This is a genomic window from Pseudomonas sp. GW821-FHT12A04, from assembly GCF_058807755.1.
On the sequence record NZ_JBXAQZ010000017.1, the window covers coordinates 128,859 to 144,615 of the forward strand.

Below are 15,757 nucleotides of genomic sequence, written 5' to 3' on the forward strand. Positions count from 1 at the left end.
CTTTTCATGAACATCAAGACAGCCCTGAGCCGTATCGTCGATCACCTCGACCTCAGCACCGATGAAATGCGCGATGTCATGCGCGAGATCATGACCGGGCAATGCTCGGATGCGCAGATTGGCGCGTTCATGATGGCCATGCGCATGAAGAGCGAAAGCATCGACGAAATCGTCGGTGCCGTGTCGGTGATGCGCGAACTGGCGGACAAGGTCGAACTCAAGACCCTCGACGGTGTGGTCGATGTGGTGGGCACCGGCGGTGACGGTGCGAACATCTTCAACGTGTCCACGGCTTCTTCCTTTGTCGTCGCGGCGGCCGGTTGCACCGTGGCCAAGCACGGCAACCGTGCGGTATCGGGCAAGAGCGGCAGTGCCGATCTGCTGGAAGCCGCCGGTATCTATCTGAACCTGACCCCGGTGCAAGTGGCGCGCTGCATCGACAACGTTGGCATCGGTTTCATGTTTGCCCAGACCCACCACAAGGCCATGAAGTACGCCGCCGGTCCGCGCCGCGATCTTGGCCTGCGCACGCTGTTCAACATGCTTGGCCCGCTTACGAATCCGGCCGGTGTGAAGCATCAGGTGGTCGGCGTATTTACCCAGGCCTTGTGCCGGCCGCTGGCGGAAGTGTTGCAGCGTCTGGGCAGCAAGCATGTGCTGGTGGTGCATTCGAAGGATGGCCTGGACGAATTCAGCCTGGCCGCGCCGACCTTTGTCGCTGAACTGAAGGACGGCCAGGTCACCGAGTATTGGGTCGAGCCGGAAGATCTGGGCATGAAGAGCCAGAGCCTGCATGGCCTGGCCGTGGAAAGCCCGGCGGCTTCCCTGGAACTGATTCGCGATGCCTTGGGCAAGCGCAAGACCGAGAACGGTCAGAAAGCGGCCGAGATGATCGTGCTCAATGCCGGTGCCGCACTGTACGCGGCCGACCTTGCCAGCAGCCTGAAAGAAGGCGTTGCCTTGGCGCACGATGCGCTGCACACCGGCCTCGCTCGAGAAAAGCTTGAGGAACTGGGTGCATTTACCGCGGTATTCAAAGTGGAGAATGAGGGATGAGTGTTCCGACGGTTCTGGAAAAGATTCTGGCGCGCAAGGTTGAGGAAGTCGCCGAGCGTAGCGCTCGCGTCAGCCTCGCCGAGCTGGAAAACCTGGCCAAGGCGGCCGATGCACCCCGCGGTTTTGCCAAGGCGTTGCTGGAGCAGGCCAAGAAGAAACAGCCAGCGGTGATTGCTGAAATCAAAAAGGCTTCACCGAGCAAAGGCGTGATTCGCGAGAACTTCGTTCCTGCTGACATTGCCAAGAGTTACGAGAAGGGCGGGGCGACCTGTCTTTCCGTGCTGACCGACATCGATTACTTCCAGGGCGCCGATGCGTACCTGCAACAGGCACGTGCCGCGTGCAACCTGCCGGTGATCCGCAAGGACTTCATGATCGATCCGTACCAGATCGTCGAAGCCCGGGCCCTGGGGGCCGATTGCGTGCTTTTGATCGTTTCCGCGCTGGATGACGTGAAAATGGCCGAGCTGGCAGCCGTGGCCAAAAGCGTCAACCTCGATGTGCTGGTGGAAGTCCACGACGGCGACGAACTGGAGCGGGCCTTGAAAACCCTCGATACTCCGCTGGTTGGCGTGAACAACCGTAACCTGCACACCTTCGATGTCAGCCTGGAAACCACCCTCGACCTGTTGCCGCGTATTCCGCGCGATCGTCTGGTCATCACCGAGAGCGGCATTCTCAACCGCGCCGATGTCGAACTGATGGAAATCAGCGACGTCTACGCGTTCCTGGTCGGCGAAGCATTCATGCGCGCCGAAAGCCCGGGTACCGAGTTGCAGCGTCTGTTCTTCCCTGAGCGCGGCGTGCCTGTCAGCGGCTCAACCCTAGACTAAAAAGCATCGCGAGCAAGCTCGCTCCCACAGGGTTTGATGGTGGCCACAAAATCTATGAGCTGCCGGGATCAAATGTGGGAGCGAGCTTGCTCGCGATAGCGGCATAAGAAGCACCACAGACTTTATGTCCTACGGAATACCTTATGACCTCACCTATTTCCCTGACCATCGAAGCCGGCCTGCAAGCCGAACAGGACTTGCTGGCATCGGTATGCGCCGGCGACGCAGAGTTCGGCCTGCTGTTCTGGCAGCCGAGCGATCGGGCGCTGGTCATGCCGCGCCGTTTGAACCGCCTGCCCGGTTTCGAGGCTGCATGTGAAGTGTCGGCGGCGGCAGGTTGGCCGGTGTTGTTGCGTGAAACCGGTGGCGAGCCGGTGCCGCAATCGGCCTCGACCATCAACATCGCACTGGTTTACGCGCCGCCGCGCAGCGAAGGGGATCTGAATCGCATCGAAACCGGTTACCACCGTTTGTGCGATCCGATTTGTCAGTTGCTGGATGAGTTGGGTGGTACTTCGTCCCTGGGTGAAATCGAAGGCTCTTTCTGTGACGGTCGCTTCAACGTCAACCTCGATGGACGCAAAATGGTCGGAACCGCCCAGCGCTGGCGCCAGAGTCAGGGTGGGCAGCGTCCGGTAGGACTGGTGCACGGAGCGATGCTGATCGATAACGAGCGAGCGTCAATGGTCGCCGCGGTCAATCGTTTCAACGAGGCGTGCGGTCTGGAGCAACGCGTACGCGCCGAAAGCCACATCGCGCTGCATGAGAAGTTCGCGGCACCCAATGCACTGGCACGTCTGGACGAACTCTACCGGTTGATGCTGGCGCAGATGTTCAGCGGCTAGGTTTTCGAGCTTATCGCGTACCGAAGACCACCATGGTCTTGCCTTTGACGTCCACCAGGTTGCGTTCTTCAAGATCCTTGAGCACGCGACCGACCATCTCCCGCGAACAACCGACAATCCGCCCGATTTCCTGACGGGTCACCTTGATTTGCATGCCGTCGGGGTGCGTCATGGCGTCTGGCTGTTTGCACAGCTCCAGCAGGCAGCGGGCGACTCGACCGGTTACATCAAAGAATGCCAGGTCACCGACCTTGCGCGTAGTGTTGCGCAGGCGCTGTGCGATTTGTCCGCTGAGGACGTAAAGAATATCCGGATCCTGCAGGGACAACTCGCGGAACTTCGCGTAGCTGATTTCTGCGACTTCGCATTCAACCTTGGCCCGCACCCAGGCGCTGCGCTCCTGCTCCAGGCCGGCCTGCTCAAACAGACCCAACTCGCCGAAAAAGTCCCCGGGGTTCAGGTAGGAAATGATCATTTCCCGGCCGTCGTCATCTTCGATCAGGATGGTGACTGAGCCTTTGATGATGAAGAACAGCGTTTCCGAGCGGTCGCCGGCACAAATGATGTTGCTCTTGGCCTGATAACGGCGGCGCTGGCAATGCATCAACAGCTTGTCGACGTTCTTGATCTTGGGGTTGGGGGCAATAGCAACCATGGTTGTATCCCGAAAAGACTGCACGGAGTGTTTGGATTTTTGAAGGAGCTGGCGAAGTCTGCGATCTTTTTAGTCGCTTCATAGCTGGCCATGCGCCAGCGAATTGGCGTCAGCTTAACAGACACTTCCTGCAATATTCGAGCATTTACCTACAAGGCGGTGGGATATGTCCTAGGACGCCGGGCGCTGTCAATCACGGGGCCTGTGCTAAGCTGGCGACCCTTTTTTATACAGTGGAGTCTTGGCGATGAAGGCACGCATCCAATGGGCTGGCGAAGCCATGTTCCTCGGCGAATCCGGTAGCGGTCATGTCGTGGTCATGGACGGTCCGCCCGATGCCGGCGGACGTAACCTGGGTGTCCGGCCGATGGAAATGTTGCTGCTGGGTGTCGGCGGTTGCAGCAATTTCGATGTGGTCAGCATCCTCAAGAAGTCCCGCCAGGCGGTCGAAAGCTGTGAGGCCTTCCTCGAAGCCGAGCGCGCGACCGAAGATCCAAAGGTGTTCACCAAGATCCACATGCATTTCGTGGTCAAGGGCCGCGGGCTGAAAGAAGCCCAGGTCAAACGTGCCATCGAGTTGTCTGCCGAGAAGTATTGCTCGGCCTCGATCATGCTCGGCGCGGCCGGTGTCGAGATTACTCACGACTACGAAATCATCGAGCTCGGTTGAATCGACATTCAACTATCATAAAAGCAGTGCAGACTCTGGCGATCCCAAGCTGACGTCTGCATAATGCGCCACTTTTTTCAGGGTAGTGGCCCGTCAGCCGACAGGCCTCGCACCCGAACAGACAACCAAAATCGCCATCGCGAAGAGGTGTTAACCGTCCTACGCAGGTGCGTTGTTCGCATCTGACGGGCATGCTTGATCACGCGGCCGGGCCGCAAGCACATAGAGAGTTTTTAACGGTGAAAAGCAAACTCAAGCTCCACGGGTTCAATAACCTGACAAAGACCTTGAGCTTCAACATCTATGACATCTGCTACGCGGAAACTCCGCAAGACCAGCAGGCTTACGTCGAGTACATCAATAAAGAGTACAACGCGAAACGCCTGACGCAGATCCTCACGGAAGTTGTCGATATCATTGGTGCCAACATCCTGAACATTGCCAGTCAGGACTATGAGCCACAGGGCGCCAGCGTCACGATTCTGATTTCTGAAGAACCGGTGACCCCGACCGATAGCCAGATCGAAGAGTCCCCGGGCCCGTTGCCCGAAATCATCCTGGCCCACCTCGACAAGAGCCACATCACGGTGCACACCTACCCGGAAATCCATCCGGACGACGGCATTGCAACCTTCCGTGTGGACATCGACGTGTCGACTTGCGGGGTCATTTCACCGCTTAAAGCGCTCAACTTCCTGATTCACCAGTTCGATTCGGACATCGTGACCGTGGATTACCGTGTGCGCGGCTTCACCCGTGACGTTGAAGGCAAAAAACACTTCATCGACCACGAGATCAATTCGATCCAGAACTACCTCTCCGATGACACTTACGACGCGTACCAGATGACCGACGTGAACGTGTACCAGGAAAACCTGTTCCACACCAAGATGCTGCTGAAGAACTTCGAACTGGATAACTACCTGTTCGGCGACGCCACCAGCAACCTGTCCTCTGAGCAGCGCGCCCAGGTGACCGAGCGGGTGAAACACGAAATGCTCGAAATCTTCTACGCGCGCAATATGGCGTAAGATTTTCGGACACAAAAAAGGCGACTCCCTCACGGCAGTCGCCTTTTTTATGTCTTGCCCTTGTAGGAGCAAGCTTGCTCGCGATGGACGTTAACGATAACGCGTGTTTTCCGGGTAAACGCGTTGCCCTCAGGTTTATCGCGAGCAAGCTCGCTCCTACAAAAATCTGAAATCAGATCCGATAAGTACTCTTGGTCATCACCTTGGCCATCAGGCTCATCCCGAACTTCACCGGTGCCGGAAAGCGGAACCCGCCAGCATCCAGCGCACTTTCGGCATGTTGTTCTTCGTCGATGCGCATCTGTTCAAGAATCGCCCGGGATTTTTCATCCTCGGCCGGCAATTGCTCCAGATGTTCGTTCAGGTGTTTGCACACCTGGTCTTCCGTTGCCGCAACGAACCCCAGGCTGACTTTGTCGCTGATCAGGCCGGCCACTGCGCCAATCCCGAACGACATGCCATAAAACAGCGGATTGAGGATGCTGGTGTGGCTACCCAGTTGATGGATGCGTTGTTCGCACCAGACCAGGTGATCGATTTCTTCTTCGGCGGCATGCTCCATCGCAGCACGCACTTGCGGCAGCTTGGCGGTCAGCGCCTGTCCCTGGTACAGCGCCTGGGCGCAGACTTCGCCGGTGTGGTTGATGCGCATCAGGCCGGCAACGTGGCGCGTGTCTTCGTCGCTCATTTTCGCATCCGGCTGCACGATGGCGGGCGACGGACGGTACGGCTGGCCGCTGAAGGGCAGCAGTGTGCGCATCGCGGCATCGGCTTGCAGCAGAAGGCGGTCAATTGGCGAGTAGTGACGTTGGGTTGTCATGCTGACCTCCGGGGGAATTTCGGCGGCCAGTTTAACCCAATCGGCCGGGGAAGGTTTGCGCTGGGTCATTGTGATGCAGAGACTGTGACAGTGTCGTGATGCCTTTTTTGGGAGCGGGCTTGCTCGCGAAGAGGGTCTGACATTCAGCATCCATGCTGGCTGATACTTCGTCTTCGCGAGCAATCCCGCTCCCACAGGGGGAAGCAGTAATCAGCCCGGCGGCCAGTGCATCTGGCGCTGACCCAGTACGTGCATATGTATGTGATAGACAGTTTGCCCGCCCAGTTCATTGCAGTTCATGACGACGCGGAAGCCGTCTTCGCATCCCAGTTCCTTTGCCAGGCGCTGGGCGGTGAACAGGATGTGCCCCGCCAATGTCTTGTCGTCCTCGGTCAGGTCGTTCAGGGTGCGAACGGGTTTCTTCGGGACCACCAGGAAATGTACCGGTGCCTGTGGGGCAATGTCGTGGAAGGCCAGTACCTGGTCGTCCTCGTAAATGATCTTCGCCGGGATTTCCCGGTTGATGATCTTGGTGAACAGAGTATCCACAGCTGTTTTCTCCGTTGTTTGGGCTGGCCTGAGTGTACTCATGGCGTATGCCTGCGCCCAGCCTTTTACCTTGGGTTGGATCAGCGCGGGCAGTAGGCCTTGTTGACCATGCCGGCGATTGTGCGAGTCAGCCACCGCGAGCCAAGCCGCGGCAGGAAGGCGAACCAGCGGTTGCGCCGCCCGGGAATGATGATCGCCTTGTTCTTTTCCAGTGCGCGCACGGTGTAGAGCGCCACTTCCTCGGGGCTCATCAGCAGTTTGCTGTTGGTCAGCTTTTCGCTGTCGAGTTGCGCGGTACGGAAAAACGCCGTGCGGGTCGGCCCGGGGCAGAGCACCGAAACCTTGATCGCACATTTTTTCAGTTCGACGCGCAATCCTTCGGAAAAGTGCAGCACATACGCCTTGCTGGCGTAATAGGTGCTCATCCACGGCCCCGGCTGAAACGCCGCCACAGAGGCCACATTCAGAATCTGCCCGCCGCCTTGCAGGGCCATGCTGTTGCCGATGGCATGGCACAGGCGGGTGAGGGCGAGGATGTTCACTTCGATCAGGTCTTGCTCGGTCATCCAGTCCTGGGCCAGAAACGGGCCGCATGTGCCGATACCGGCGCAGTTGACCAGCAGATCGATTTGCCGGTCGCCTTCTTCCAGCTCCAGCAGGAATCCGGACAGGCGCAGCGGCTCGCCCAGGTCGCAGGCACGGAACAGCACTTCCACGCCGAACCGTTGGGTCAGTTCAATCGCAATACTTTCCAGCTGATCACGTTGTCGGGCCACCAGAATCAGGTTGCGGCCGCGCCGGGCCAGCGCTTCGGCCATTGCCAGGCCGATGCCGCTGGAGGCGCCAGTGATCAGAGCGTAACGGGTCATGCAGTTCTCCATCGCAACAGCTCCGCGCCGCGACGCAGGTGTCAGGGGCCAGGAGCGCTGTTCATTCTTTCGCAGAGTCTACAGGGGGCTGGGCCTCTTCGGCTGCATCGTCGGAGGAATTTGGCACCGGTTCGACCTCGACTTCGATTTCATCGGTGGTGACCGAACTGCTGTCGTAGCTGCTCTGGGCGGCGCTTTTGTATTCTTCCCGTATCGCTGTGAGACCACCGGCCAGCGAGCCGAACAGAACCAGCGCGATAACGATCAGCCACAGCGAAGACAGTACCTTGACTGCGGTACTGTTCGGCGGAGGCGGCGGGCCGTAGCGGTTGGCGGTGTCGTTGCCCGGCACAACCATGATCACGAACGGAAAGAAACTGCCAACGAACGGCACCAGGTTCAGCAGCCACAACCAGCCGGACCAGCCGACATCGTGCAAACGTTGAACGGTGATCTGGATGCTGACGAATACAAATCCGATGAACAGGATAAAGGCCAGCAAGCTGCCCAATATCAGGCCGGCGGTCGAATCCGCGCCGATGATAGCCAGGGCGACCAAGGCAAACACCCCGCAAACGGCCAGGAGCACAGTCGACAGCACCAGCGTCCAGGCGAGGTAGCGCAAGCGGCCGATACGGCCATCGAAACTGAAGGGTTTGAGCGTGGCGAATTCCGCTACGGCTTCGCCGACGGGCGCGCGCGGCGGCGCGTAAGGGGACTGCGGATCTGCAAAAGGCGCCTGGCTGCCGACCGGAGCATGGTCATGAACGTCGGCGAGGTTCAGCTCGATCGGCGTTTCGGCTTCGATGCGGGCGTCGATACCGGTTTTGCTCAGCGCCTGGAGATAGGTCTGGGCATCGGCGTGCGACAGGTTGCGTTTGAGCGCTACCGGACGACCGGTGAACAGGCGCTCAATGGCCGTGACATCGCTTTTGAACAAATCGGCGAGATTGAGCTTTGCCGTGGTGATGTCGACACCGGGCAGCAAGGCGCCCTCGAATACGATTTTGAAATGATTTTCGCCCATGTGCGAAGCATCCTTGTCGCGAGAGGTTGAAAGAACAATGTTGTGCCCGGGCGAGTGTAAGTCCGGCCGGGCAAGACTGGCCAAGGTTTGCTGTCAGCGCGGCCAGCGTTTTGGCAACTGGGCGGCATGCTCCAGGGCCTGGCGGTACTCCGCGTCGAGACGCGCAATCAACTGCTCGACACTCGGCAAGTCTTCGATTTCTCCTACGCCCTGGCCTGCAGACCAAACGGTCTTCCAGGCTTTGGCCTCATCGCTCACGGGTTTGAGCTTGGAACCGAAGTTGATCTCGCCCTTGCCTTGCAAGGCGGCCATGTCGAAACCGGCGGCCTCCAGGCTCTGGCGCATGAAGCTCGCGGGGACACCCGACACGGCTGGAGTATGGATGATGTCTGCCGCTTTGGATGTCAGCAGCATTTCTTTGTAGGCGTCGGGCGCGTGACTTTCGGTCGTGCCGATAAATCGTGTACCAAAGTAGGCCAGATCCGCGCCGAGCAATTGAGCGGCAAGAATTTCGTGGCCGTGGTTCAAACAACCGGCCAGTAACAGGGTCTTGTCGAAAAACTGGCGGATTTCGGCAATCAGTGAGAACGGGCTCCAGGTCCCCGCGTGTCCACCGGCGCCGGCAGCCACGGCGATCAAGCCATCCACGCCTGCTTCGGCCGCTTTCTCGGCATGACGACGAGTGGTCACATCATGGAACACCAGGCCGCCGTAGCTGTGCACCGCGTCGACCAGTTCTTTCACGGCGCCCAGGCTGGTGATCACGATCGGCACTTTGTGCTCGACGCAGATCTGCAGATCCGCCTGTAAACGAGGATTGCTGTTGTGGACGATCAGGTTCACGGCATAAGGCGCGGGATTCTCCATTGTCGCCAGCCCGGCTTCGATTTCTTCCAGCCAGGCCTTGAAACCGCTGCTTTCGCGCTGGTTCAGCGCCGGGAAGCTGCCGACCACGCCCTGGCGACAACAGGCGAGTACCAATTGCGGATTGGAAATCAGGAACATCGGCGCCGCCACTACGGGCAGACGCAAACGTTCTTCGAGCAGAGCGGGCAGCGACATTGGAAGTACCCCGGTAAGTTGTGCCTGGTGGATTTAGAACGGCCGAACGACGACCAGAATTACGATAGCCAGCAATATCAGAACCGGCACTTCATTGAACCAGCGATAAAAGACATGGCTGCGGGTGTTCTCGCCACGGGCAAAACGTTTTACCTGGGCGCCGCACATGTGGTGGTAGCCGATCAGCAACACGACCAGGGTCAGTTTGGCGTGTATCCAGCCACCCTGGCTGAAGATGCCTGGATTGAGGTAGATGAGCCAGCCGCCGAAGATCAGCGTGGCGATCATCGCCGGGCCCATGATGCCCCGGTACAGTTTGCGCTCCATGACGCTGAAGCGTTCCTTGCTGATCGTGTCTTCACTTTGTGCGTGATAAACGAACAGTCGTGGCAAGTAAAACAGGCCGGCAAACCAGCATACGACACTGACGATATGAAACGCTTTGAGCCACAGATAGAGCATTTTTGGTTATTCCCCAATTCACGGTAGTGGGAATAGTAGGGGGTTGAGCGTCCGCACGTCACCTTGACGGTTGTCGCAGGGGCGCGCGGCCCCTATTATCGACGGCTTTCCAGTGGGTTCGTTGAGGGCAGGTTTATGGTCAAGGTCGGTATCGTCGGCGGCACGGGTTACACCGGTGTCGAACTGCTGCGTCTGTTGGCGCAACATCCGCAAGCTGAGGTGGTTGTCATCACTTCCCGATCCGAGGCTGGCCTGGCCGTGGCCGACATGTATCCGAACCTGCGAGGCCATTACGACGGCCTGGCGTTCAGCGTTCCGGACATCAAGACCCTGGGTGCTTGCGATGTGGTGTTCTTCGCCACACCGCACGGTGTTGCCCATGCCTTGGCGGGCGAGTTGCTGGCGGCCGGGACCAAGGTCATCGACCTGTCTGCGGACTTCCGTCTGCAAGATGCGGATGAATGGGCCAAGTGGTACGGCCAGCCGCACGGTGCACCGGAGTTGCTGGACGAGGCGGTCTACGGCTTGCCGGAAGTCAATCGCGAACAGATCAAGAAAGCGCGCCTGATTGCCGTGCCGGGCTGCTATCCAACTGCAACGCAATTGGGTTTCCTGCCATTGCTCGAAGCCGGCCTGGCCGATGCCGCGCATCTGATTGCTGACTGCAAGTCCGGCGTCAGCGGTGCCGGTCGTGGCGCTTCCGTAGGTTCGTTGTACTCCGAGACGTCGGAAAGCATGAAGGCTTATGCGGTCAAAGGTCACCGTCACCTGCCGGAGATTCGCCAGGGGCTGCGTCGCGCAGCAGGCAAGGACGTCGGCCTGACCTTCGTTCCGCACCTGACGCCGATGATTCGTGGCATTCACTCCACACTCTACGCAACCGTTGTTGATCGCTCGGTTGACCTGCAGGCGCTGTTTGAAAAGCGCTACGCCAACGAACCGTTCGTCGATGTGATGCCGGCCGGCAGCCATCCGGAGACGCGTAGCGTACGGGGTGCCAACGTCTGCCGCATTGCCGTGCATCGCCCTCAGGACGGTGATCTGGTGGTGGTGCTGTCGGTGATCGACAACCTGGTCAAAGGTGCTTCGGGTCAGGCCGTGCAGAACATGAACATTCTGTTCGGGCTGGATGAGCGTCTGGGCCTGTCCCACGCCGGCATGCTGCCGTAAGCGTTATCGCGTACAGCAAAAGGCCCGTCTGACGGGCCTTTTTGCATTCCGGGCCGGCGACTGGATTGGTTGATATACCATAACAATAGTTGACCGCTTTTCTAGGAGAAGCGGATAATGCGCGTCATCACGCAATATGACGGCGTAACGCCGGGAGATAGTCAGCATGAGCGTCGAATCCTTCACCCCCACGGCTTTGCAATTCACCCACGGTGCCGCGCACAAGGTGAAGAGCCTGGTCGATGAAGAGGGGAATGATCGCTTGAAGCTGCGCGTATTCGTTACGGGCGGCGGTTGTTCAGGTTTTCAGTACGGCTTCACCTTCGATGAAGAAGTGGCCGATGACGACACCATCGTCGAGCGCGAAGGTGTGAGTCTGGTTGTCGATCCGATGAGCTTCCAGTACCTGGCAGGTGCCGAGGTGGACTACCAGGAAGGTCTGGAAGGGTCGCGTTTCGTCATCAAGAACCCGAATGCGACCACCACTTGTGGCTGCGGTTCTTCGTTCTCGATCTGATCAGCGCACCTGTTTCACAGAACGCCGCACGGCCTCAGGGCCTTGCGGCGTTTTGCTGTGTGGAGGGTTTATGCGGGGTAGATGGCGCCCAGTACGCGCAAACCACGGGCGCCGGTAACGCTTGGGCGGTTAGCTGCGATGCCTTCGAGGCAGCAATGAGCCAGCCACGCGAAGGCCATGGCTTCGACCCAGTCAGGATCGACGCCATATGCTGATGTGCTGCTGACTTTCGCCTTCGGCAGCAGACTGGCCAGGCGATTCATCAGTGCGGCGTTATGCGCGCCACCGCCGCAGATCAGCACTTCTTGAGTCTCTTTCTGGGCGCCTTGCAGCGATTCGATGATGGTCAGCGCGGTCAGCTCAAGCAGCGTTGCCTGTACGTCTTCGGCAGCGAAGGTCGGCAGCTGCGCCAGGTGCTGCATCAACCATGGCAGGTTGAAGACTTCCCGGCCGGTGCTCTTCGGGCCTTGGGTGACGAAGAAGGGGTCGCTGAGCAGTGCCTTCAACAGATCGGGTTCAACCTTGCCGCTGGCGGCCCATTGGCCGTCACGGTCATAGGTGTCGCCGCGCTGCTGATGAATCCAGGCATCCAGCAGCACATTCCCTGGGCCGCAGTCGAAACCGGCCACCGGTTTGCCGGGCTCGATCAGGCTGAGGTTGCTGAAACCGCCGATGTTCAGTACGGCACGGTTGCCGGCCCGCTCTTCGAACAAGGCTTCATGAAAGGCCGGAACCAGCGGAGCGCCTTGACCGCCGGCGGCTACGTCGCGGCTGCGGAAGTCGCTGACCACGGTGATACCCGTCAGCTCGGTCAGCAGCGCCGGGTTGCCGATTTGCACCGTGAAACCGCGCGCTGGCTCATGGCGAATGGTCTGGCCATGGCTGCCAATCGCGCGGATGTCGTCAGGGATGAGGTGCTGTTGAGCGAGGAGGGTATTGATGCCCTGTGCCGCGAGCTTTACCCAGTTTTGCTGGGCGATGGCGGAACGGGCAATCTCGTCCGGACCGCTGGCGCACAAGCCAAGCAGCTCTGTACGCAGGGAATCGGGCATGGGGATGTAGTGCGTGGCGATCAGCCTGATCGCCGGGGTCTGCTCGATCAGCGCGATGTCCAGGCCATCAAGGCTGGTCCCGGACATCACACCTATATAAAGCGCCATGACTTAACGCTTGGCCGAAGCCAGCTGAGTGGCTTTTTCCTGGTCCATGCGCGCCATCAGCGGTTGGCTCTGTGCCAGGAAGCGTGCGCGCTCGGCTTTGGAGATTGGATCGGCCATCGCGACTTTCTGGCCCAGCGGGTCGACGTGCACGCCATTCACCTGGAACTCGTAATGCAGGTGCGGACCGGTGGAGAGACCGGTGGTGCCGATATAGCCAATCACCTGGCCCTGTTTCACCGTGCCGCCAGTCTTCACGCCTTTGGCGAAGCCTTGCATGTGGCCGTAGAGCGTGGTGTAGGTGTTGCCGTGCTGGAGGATCACGGTATTGCCGTAGCCACCACGGCGGCCGGCCAGCAACACCTTGCCATCACCGGCAGCCTTGATCGGCGTGCCGCGCGGTGCAGCGTAGTCGACGCCTTTGTGGGCGCGGATCTTGTTCAGGATCGGGTGTTTGCGGCCCATGGAAAATTTCGAGCTGATGCGGGCGAAGTCCACCGGTGTGCGGATGAACGCCTTGCGCATGCTGTTGCCGTCAGCGGTGTAGTAACTGCTGTTGCCTTGTTTGTTGGTGTAACGCACGGCGGTGTAGGTCTTGCCGCGGTTGGTGAAGCGCGCCGACAGGATCGGGCCAGCGCCGACGGCCTTGCCGTTGACCACTTTTTGCTCGTAGATCACATCGAACTCGTCGCCCTGGCGAATATCCTGGGCGAAGTCCACGTCGTAGCCAAACACACTGGCCATGTCCATGGTCAGGCTGTGAGACAGGCCGGCCCGGGCTGCGGACTGCGACAGCGAGCTGTTGATCACGCCATGAACGTAAGCCGAGCGCACGGTTGGTTTTGCGGTAATGCGGTTGAAGGTATAGCCCTTGTCGTTCTTGGTCAGGCTGATGCTTTCGAGGTCGTTGAGCTTGCTGTGCAGGTTGGTCAACTGGCCGTCAGGACTCAGTTCGAACTCGAGTTTTTGCCCGTGCTTGAGCTGGCTGAACTGCTTGGCCTGCTTGTCGCTGGCCAGCACGTCGTGCACCGAGGTGGCCGGGAGGCCGACTTTCTCGAACAGCGTAGAGAGGGTGTCACCCTTGGTGACGATCACTTCCCTGTGGCTTGCCGGCTTCTTTTCTTCGACGACCGGCACCGGTGCAGGTTCGGCTTGAGCGGTTTCCTGGGTGTCTTCGGCGCTGTTGTCGATCTGCGCGAAGGGGGAGGTTGCTGGTTCATTTGTGGCTTGAACGGCGTCAGCAGCGTCTTGTTCTTGTGTCAGTTGTTCAGCAGGGCTTTCCAGTTCAAGACTCAGGGTTGTCTTTTTGGCTTCAACATCGCTGGAAGGGAATACCAGGAGCGCCAGACTGAGAAGGGCTGCGATGCCACTTGCAGCAAGCAAGTGGGTCTTCGGGTAAAGCGGCGGCGCTTTAGACGATTCTGTGGTCATAAGTGGTTTTGACTTTGAAAAAGATGAATTGGAAAAGATGAATGACATGATGAAGATGAAATAACTGTATAAAATATAACCAAATCATCTCTGAAGCAAGTCCGCAGGCACTCTGTCTGCGGATTGGCGTCCGTGCGCCGGGCAAACCTTGTATTTGACGCGCGATCTTGTATGGTTGGTTCCCTTTGAATCTGAGCCTTGCGGGTCTGTTATGAAGTCGGTTGAAGAGCAGCTAGCGCTGATCAAACGTGGTGCGGAAGAACTGTTGGTCGAGTCCGAGCTGATTGAAAAGCTCAAGCGTGGCCAGCCGCTACGTATTAAGGCGGGCTTCGATCCAACGGCTCCGGATCTGCACTTGGGTCACACCGTGCTTATTAATAAGCTGCGCCAGTTCCAGGAGCTGGGGCATCAGGTGATCTTCCTGATTGGTGACTTCACCGGGATGATCGGTGACCCGAGCGGCAAGAGTGCCACGCGTCCACCGCTCACTCGCGAGCAAGTCCTCGAGAATGCCGAGACCTACAAGACTCAGGTCTTCAAGATTCTGGATCCGGCAAAAACCGAAGTGGCATTCAACTCCACCTGGATGGATCAGATGGGGCCGGCCGACTTCATTCGCCTGACTTCGCAATACACCGTGGCTCGTATGCTCGAGCGCGATGACTTCGACAAGCGCTACACAACCAATCAGCCAATCGCCATTCATGAGTTCCTTTATCCGCTGGTTCAGGGTTATGACTCTGTGGCTCTGCGCGCAGACGTGGAGCTCGGCGGCACCGATCAGAAGTTCAACTTGCTGATGGGGCGTGAGCTGCAGCGTGGTTATGGTCAGGAAGCCCAGTGCATTTTGACCATGCCGCTGCTTGAGGGGCTGGATGGTGTGAAGAAGATGTCCAAGTCCTTGGGTAACTACGTCGGCATCCAGGAGGCGCCGGGTGTGATGTACGGCAAGCTGGTTTCCATTCCGGATGCGCTGATGTGGCGTTACTTCGAGTTGCTCAGCTTCCGCTCCATGGATGAGATCAACGCGTTCCGCGCTGATGTCGAGGCGGGTGCCAATCCGCGTGATATCAAGATCAAGTTGGCTGAGGAGATCGTTGCGCGCTTCCATGGTGAGGAGGCTGCGGCCAATGCTCATCGTGCCGCCGGTAACCGTATGAAGGATGGCGAGCTGCCGGATGATCTGCCGGAAATCGAACTGACTGCTGCCGAAGACATGCCGATCGCTGCTGTCCTTAATAAAGCGGGGTTGGTTAAGAACTCGGCGGTGGCGCGAGATCTCCTGGGTTCCGGTGGTGTACGTATAGATGGTGAGGTTGTCGATCGCACCTTTATATACGCACTGGGCGCGACCCATGTTTGCCAGGCCGGGAAGAAGGCATTTGCGCGTATTACGCTCAAATCCGAATAAAGCTGAAATAAGGGGTTGACGGCGAATTCTAGAGGCCTATAATTCGCCCCACTTCCGGCGCAGTCGAAGCGGAAAACTCCTTGGTAAACAAAGAGTTACGCAGTTTTCGACAGCGGGTTGCTTCAGTTCATCGAAGCCGAAAGGGAGTTGAAAAAGAGGTGTTGACAGCAGCGTGTAACGCTGTAGAATTCG

At 58.7% G+C, this 15,757-nt stretch carries 17 protein-coding genes; 8 read left to right on the top strand and 9 right to left on the bottom strand.

What is annotated here, in order from left to right; genetic code table 11:
- The first annotated feature begins 6 nt into the window (after nucleotides 1-6).
- The 3 genes from trpD to AC1RS8_RS24985 all read left to right on the top strand — a co-directional run bounded on the left by trpD (nucleotide 7) and on the right by AC1RS8_RS24985 (nucleotide 2,734).
- Nucleotides 7-1,056 carry an anthranilate phosphoribosyltransferase gene (trpD, locus tag AC1RS8_RS24975; RefSeq protein WP_090451730.1) on the top strand — a complete coding sequence of 350 codons (1,050 nt, stop codon included), beginning with the start codon at nucleotides 7-9 and terminating at the stop codon, nucleotides 1,054-1,056.
- Nucleotides 1,053-1,889 carry an indole-3-glycerol phosphate synthase TrpC gene (gene trpC / locus AC1RS8_RS24980; RefSeq protein ID WP_349736330.1) on the top strand — a complete coding sequence of 279 codons (837 nt, stop codon included), beginning with the start codon at nucleotides 1,053-1,055 and terminating at the stop codon, nucleotides 1,887-1,889. Before trpD ends, trpC begins: the two co-directional genes overlap by 4 nt.
- Nucleotides 1,890-2,032: 143 nt before the next feature.
- The gene (locus tag AC1RS8_RS24985) at nucleotides 2,033-2,734 is read left to right on the top strand and encodes a lipoate--protein ligase family protein (protein WP_489339326.1); all 702 of its coding nucleotides are present in this window, start codon (nucleotides 2,033-2,035) and stop codon (nucleotides 2,732-2,734) included.
- Between the two features lie 10 nt (nucleotides 2,735-2,744).
- Here the strand turns inward: AC1RS8_RS24985 and crp are convergent, their stop codons facing one another.
- Nucleotides 2,745-3,389, bottom strand: a complete 645-nt coding sequence (gene crp / locus AC1RS8_RS24990) for a cAMP-activated global transcriptional regulator CRP (protein WP_154861053.1) — start codon at nucleotides 3,387-3,389, stop codon at nucleotides 2,745-2,747.
- Between the two features lie 247 nt (nucleotides 3,390-3,636).
- Between crp and AC1RS8_RS24995 the strand changes: the two genes are divergently transcribed.
- Together AC1RS8_RS24995 and speD are read left to right on the top strand one after the other, a co-directional pair.
- Complete coding sequence (locus tag AC1RS8_RS24995) at nucleotides 3,637-4,059, top strand: OsmC family protein (protein ID WP_008061600.1); 423 nt, start codon at nucleotides 3,637-3,639, stop codon at nucleotides 4,057-4,059.
- A 239-nt stretch (nucleotides 4,060-4,298) separates the two neighbouring features.
- Nucleotides 4,299-5,090, top strand: coding sequence for an adenosylmethionine decarboxylase (gene speD, locus AC1RS8_RS25000; protein WP_057713089.1), 792 nt, complete (start codon nucleotides 4,299-4,301; stop codon nucleotides 5,088-5,090).
- Between the two features lie 172 nt (nucleotides 5,091-5,262).
- Here the strand turns inward: speD and coq7 are convergent, their stop codons facing one another.
- The 6 genes from coq7 to hemJ form a co-directional block, all read right to left on the bottom strand.
- The gene (gene coq7, locus AC1RS8_RS25005) at nucleotides 5,263-5,910 is read right to left on the bottom strand and encodes a 2-polyprenyl-3-methyl-6-methoxy-1,4-benzoquinone monooxygenase (protein WP_008051652.1); all 648 of its coding nucleotides are present in this window, start codon (nucleotides 5,908-5,910) and stop codon (nucleotides 5,263-5,265) included.
- A 210-nt stretch (nucleotides 5,911-6,120) separates the two neighbouring features.
- Entirely contained in the window at nucleotides 6,121-6,459 is a 339-nt protein-coding gene (locus AC1RS8_RS25010) for a histidine triad nucleotide-binding protein (RefSeq protein WP_057713090.1), read from the bottom strand.
- An 80-nt stretch (nucleotides 6,460-6,539) separates the two neighbouring features.
- The gene (locus AC1RS8_RS25015; protein ID WP_489339324.1) at nucleotides 6,540-7,328 is read right to left on the bottom strand and encodes an SDR family NAD(P)-dependent oxidoreductase; all 789 of its coding nucleotides are present in this window, start codon (nucleotides 7,326-7,328) and stop codon (nucleotides 6,540-6,542) included.
- Between the two features lie 61 nt (nucleotides 7,329-7,389).
- Entirely contained in the window at nucleotides 7,390-8,355 is a 966-nt protein-coding gene (locus AC1RS8_RS25020) for a DUF805 domain-containing protein (protein ID WP_090451724.1), read from the bottom strand.
- Between the two features lie 93 nt (nucleotides 8,356-8,448).
- Entirely contained in the window at nucleotides 8,449-9,417 is a 969-nt protein-coding gene (locus tag AC1RS8_RS25025; protein WP_429522218.1) for an NAD(P)H-dependent flavin oxidoreductase, read from the bottom strand.
- Between the two features lie 33 nt (nucleotides 9,418-9,450).
- A complete protein-coding gene (gene hemJ, locus AC1RS8_RS25030; RefSeq protein ID WP_046039521.1) occupies nucleotides 9,451-9,879 on the bottom strand; it encodes a protoporphyrinogen oxidase HemJ in 429 nt (142 codons plus the stop codon).
- A 135-nt stretch (nucleotides 9,880-10,014) separates the two neighbouring features.
- On the opposite strand from hemJ, the gene argC reads away from it, so the two are divergent.
- Nucleotides 10,015-11,049: an N-acetyl-gamma-glutamyl-phosphate reductase gene (gene argC, locus AC1RS8_RS25035; protein WP_007980174.1), complete on the top strand. Its 1,035-nt coding sequence runs from the start codon at nucleotides 10,015-10,017 to the stop codon at nucleotides 11,047-11,049.
- Between the two features lie 166 nt (nucleotides 11,050-11,215).
- Nucleotides 11,216-11,566, top strand: a complete 351-nt coding sequence (gene erpA / locus AC1RS8_RS25040) for an iron-sulfur cluster insertion protein ErpA (RefSeq protein ID WP_007906865.1) — start codon at nucleotides 11,216-11,218, stop codon at nucleotides 11,564-11,566.
- Between the two features lie 68 nt (nucleotides 11,567-11,634).
- Here erpA and AC1RS8_RS25045 read toward each other — a convergent pair whose 3' ends face one another.
- Entirely contained in the window at nucleotides 11,635-12,726 is a 1,092-nt protein-coding gene (locus tag AC1RS8_RS25045) for an anhydro-N-acetylmuramic acid kinase (RefSeq protein WP_489339323.1), read from the bottom strand.
- Between the two features lie 3 nt (nucleotides 12,727-12,729).
- Complete coding sequence (locus AC1RS8_RS25050; protein ID WP_489339322.1) at nucleotides 12,730-14,154, bottom strand: peptidoglycan DD-metalloendopeptidase family protein; 1,425 nt, start codon at nucleotides 14,152-14,154, stop codon at nucleotides 12,730-12,732.
- Between the two features lie 211 nt (nucleotides 14,155-14,365).
- On the opposite strand from AC1RS8_RS25050, the gene tyrS reads away from it, so the two are divergent.
- On the top strand, nucleotides 14,366-15,565 hold the full coding sequence (tyrS, locus tag AC1RS8_RS25055; RefSeq protein ID WP_008051666.1) for a tyrosine--tRNA ligase: 1,200 nt from the start codon (nucleotides 14,366-14,368) through the stop codon (nucleotides 15,563-15,565).
- Nucleotides 15,566-15,757: the final 192 nt, after the last annotated feature.

Excerpts from the sequence above, each read along its gene's own strand:
- trpD (WP_090451730.1), top strand. The coding sequence starts at position 7 with ATGAACATCAAGACAGCCCTGAGCCGTATCGTCGATCACCTCGACCTC.
- trpC (WP_349736330.1), top strand. The coding sequence starts at position 1,053 with ATGAGTGTTCCGACGGTTCTGGAAAAGATTCTGGCGCGCAAGGTTGAG.
- AC1RS8_RS24985 (WP_489339326.1), top strand. The coding sequence starts at position 2,033 with ATGACCTCACCTATTTCCCTGACCATCGAAGCCGGCCTGCAAGCCGAA.
- crp (WP_154861053.1), bottom strand. The coding sequence starts at position 3,389 with ATGGTTGCTATTGCCCCCAACCCCAAGATCAAGAACGTCGACAAGCTG.
- AC1RS8_RS24995 (WP_008061600.1), top strand. The coding sequence starts at position 3,637 with ATGAAGGCACGCATCCAATGGGCTGGCGAAGCCATGTTCCTCGGCGAA.
- coq7 (WP_008051652.1), bottom strand. The coding sequence starts at position 5,910 with ATGACAACCCAACGTCACTACTCGCCAATTGACCGCCTTCTGCTGCAA.
- AC1RS8_RS25015 (WP_489339324.1), bottom strand. The coding sequence starts at position 7,328 with ATGACCCGTTACGCTCTGATCACTGGCGCCTCCAGCGGCATCGGCCTG.
- AC1RS8_RS25020 (WP_090451724.1), bottom strand. The coding sequence starts at position 8,355 with ATGGGCGAAAATCATTTCAAAATCGTATTCGAGGGCGCCTTGCTGCCC.
- AC1RS8_RS25025 (WP_429522218.1), bottom strand. The coding sequence starts at position 9,417 with ATGTCGCTGCCCGCTCTGCTCGAAGAACGTTTGCGTCTGCCCGTAGTG.
- hemJ (WP_046039521.1), bottom strand. The coding sequence starts at position 9,879 with ATGCTCTATCTGTGGCTCAAAGCGTTTCATATCGTCAGTGTCGTATGC.
- argC (WP_007980174.1), top strand. The coding sequence starts at position 10,015 with ATGGTCAAGGTCGGTATCGTCGGCGGCACGGGTTACACCGGTGTCGAA.
- erpA (WP_007906865.1), top strand. The coding sequence starts at position 11,216 with ATGAGCGTCGAATCCTTCACCCCCACGGCTTTGCAATTCACCCACGGT.
- AC1RS8_RS25045 (WP_489339323.1), bottom strand. The coding sequence starts at position 12,726 with ATGGCGCTTTATATAGGTGTGATGTCCGGGACCAGCCTTGATGGCCTG.
- AC1RS8_RS25050 (WP_489339322.1), bottom strand. The coding sequence starts at position 14,154 with ATGACCACAGAATCGTCTAAAGCGCCGCCGCTTTACCCGAAGACCCAC.
- tyrS (WP_008051666.1), top strand. The coding sequence starts at position 14,366 with ATGAAGTCGGTTGAAGAGCAGCTAGCGCTGATCAAACGTGGTGCGGAA.